The 2102-nt window shown below is 66.5% G+C and carries 2 protein-coding genes; both read left to right on the top strand.

Annotated elements, in window-relative coordinates; genetic code table 11:
* Nucleotides 1-124, top strand: a 124-nt coding sequence (locus tag MNAB215_RS00020; protein ID WP_174604503.1) for a PPE family protein, SVP subgroup, incomplete at its 5' end; no start/stop codon positions are given.
* A gap of 505 nt (nucleotides 125-629) precedes the next feature.
* Nucleotides 630-1898: a PPE family protein, SVP subgroup gene (locus MNAB215_RS00015; protein WP_077076927.1), complete on the top strand. Its 1269-nt coding sequence runs from the start codon at nucleotides 630-632 to the stop codon at nucleotides 1896-1898.
* Nucleotides 1899-2102: the final 204 nt, after the last annotated feature.

The raw sequence follows: 2102 nt of genomic DNA, 5'->3' as shown, positions 1-2102 counted from the left end.
CGGACCCGGCAACCTCCTGGGCGGCATGCCACTGGCCGGCATGGGCACCGGCGGAGCCTCCGGCGCAGGACCCCGCTACGGATTCAAACCCACCGTCATGGCCCGCCCACCCTTCGCCGGATAACCATTTCCTGAAACAGACCAGGCCGCGTCGTGCGCGGGCCTGGTCTGTTTCGTTTCGGTGAGAAGTGTTCGGGCGCTGGGGAACTCGGGCCAGCCGCAGATAGCTCTTCTCAGCGAGCGTCGGACTTGTGTGACGGTATTCCTATCATCGCGTAGGGCTTGGTTTGCTCGACGACCGGTAAATCCGACCCCTCGCGCGCGCAGCTGCGATGGGTTTATCCGCGGTCGGATTTTTTCTGGCGCCGGGGTTTCCGGCCGCGCCAAGCTGCTGGCGGGAGTTGCGACTTGCCGTCGGGCAGACCGGGCATCCCCGCAGGTGACCGGGGTGCTCTCAAGATGCCGCGACCCGTGACCGGCATCATTCAGCCGCGCCGGCCAGTCGCATAGTGGTCGCTGCCGTGCCCTCGGCCGCGCCACGTAGCCACGGCGGGGGAGCGCCGCACCTTAGCCTCAAGCGAGCAATGTCCTGAAGGTTAGCGACTCCACAACTTGCGAGGAAACACACGGTGTTCGACTTCGCGGCGAGACCGCCCGAAATCAATTCCGGCCTGATGTATGCCGGTCCGGGTTCGGGGCCGCTGTTGGCCGCGGCCGCAGCGTGGGATGCGGTGTCGGCGGAAGCGGGCACCGCCGCCAGCGGCTATCAGTCGGTGATCTCGGAGTTGACCGGCTCGCCGTGGATGGGACCCGCGTCGCGATCGATGCTCGCCGCCGTCGCCCCCTACATCGCCTGGCTCACCGCAGTCGCCGATCAGGCCGAGCAGACCGCCAGCCAGGCCCAGGCCGCTGCGGCCGCCTTCGAGACCGCATTCGCGATGACGGTGCCGCCGCCGGTGATTGCGGCGAACCGGGTTTTGCTGGCGAACCTGATTGCCACCAATTTCTTCGGGCAGAACACCCCGGCGATTGGGGTCACCGAAGCCCAATACGCCGAGATGTGGGCCCAAGACGCCACCGCGATGTACGGCTATGGCGCCTCTGCGGCCGTCGCCTCGGACCTGGCCCCCGTACCCCAAGCCCCCAACACCACGACGCCGGATGCCCAAAGTGACCAGGCCTTCGCCGTCGCCCAGGCCGCCCAACAGCCCGCCGGCAACGCCGCGCAAACCGTGACGTCCAACGCCACCGCGCAAGTGGCGACGGTGCAGGCAACCCCGACCGTCACCACCCAGGCCGCGGTGACACCGGCAGCGACGCCAGCGGCGACCACGACCACGCCTGGACCGTTTACCTGGCTGTGGAACACCATCCAAGACTTCTTGACCTACGGGTTCCCCACCCCCGCCAACAACTGGACCGGGGGCCTGACGGCGGCGAACTTTTACACCCCGCTGCTCAAGAACCTCACTGGTCTGCCCTATTTCGGGGTGGGTCAGGGCGCGTTTGGCTACCAGATGCAGCAGCAGTTGACATTCGGTCTAGGTGCCACCGCCGGTGGTTCGGGTGCCTGGTATCCCACTCCGCAGTTCGCCGGCCTGTTCCTGGGCGCCTCCCACGGCGGCGCCGGTGCCGCACACCTGGCCACCGCCACCAAAATCGGCGGCCTTTCTGTCCCCAATAGCTGGGGCCTGACATCCGCCGAAGTCGGCGTCGAAGAACAAGCCACCAAGGCGATGACCGTCAACTATCTGGCCAGCGAAACCGCGACACCGGGCACCAACGGCATCCTGCAGGGCATGCCCATGACCGGTGGGGCCCGTCGCGGCGCCGCGGGCTTCACCCACAAGTACGGCTTCAAGCACAGCGTGCTCACCCGACCACCATCGGCCGGATAGCGAAGTGGCCAGCAGATGAACAGCAATTGTCCAGGAATGAACAATTGGCCGTGGCCGGGAGCCGTCGCCTGCGTTCAATCTAGCGTCGTTGCTAGCGGTTCCCGATGGCCTTGTGCCGCAGGGTTATTGAGGAGGAGATTTTTAGGATGTCGTACGTGCTGACAGAGGCGGCCACCGTGGCCGCGACGGGCTAAGGAGACACTG

Origin of the sequence: Mycobacterium numidiamassiliense (genome assembly GCF_900157365.1) — a bacterium.
Lineage (GTDB): Bacteria > Actinomycetota > Actinomycetes > Mycobacteriales > Mycobacteriaceae > Mycobacterium > Mycobacterium numidiamassiliense.
Note: the sequence above shows the minus strand (reverse complement) of the source record. Positions and strands in the feature narration are given on the sequence as shown.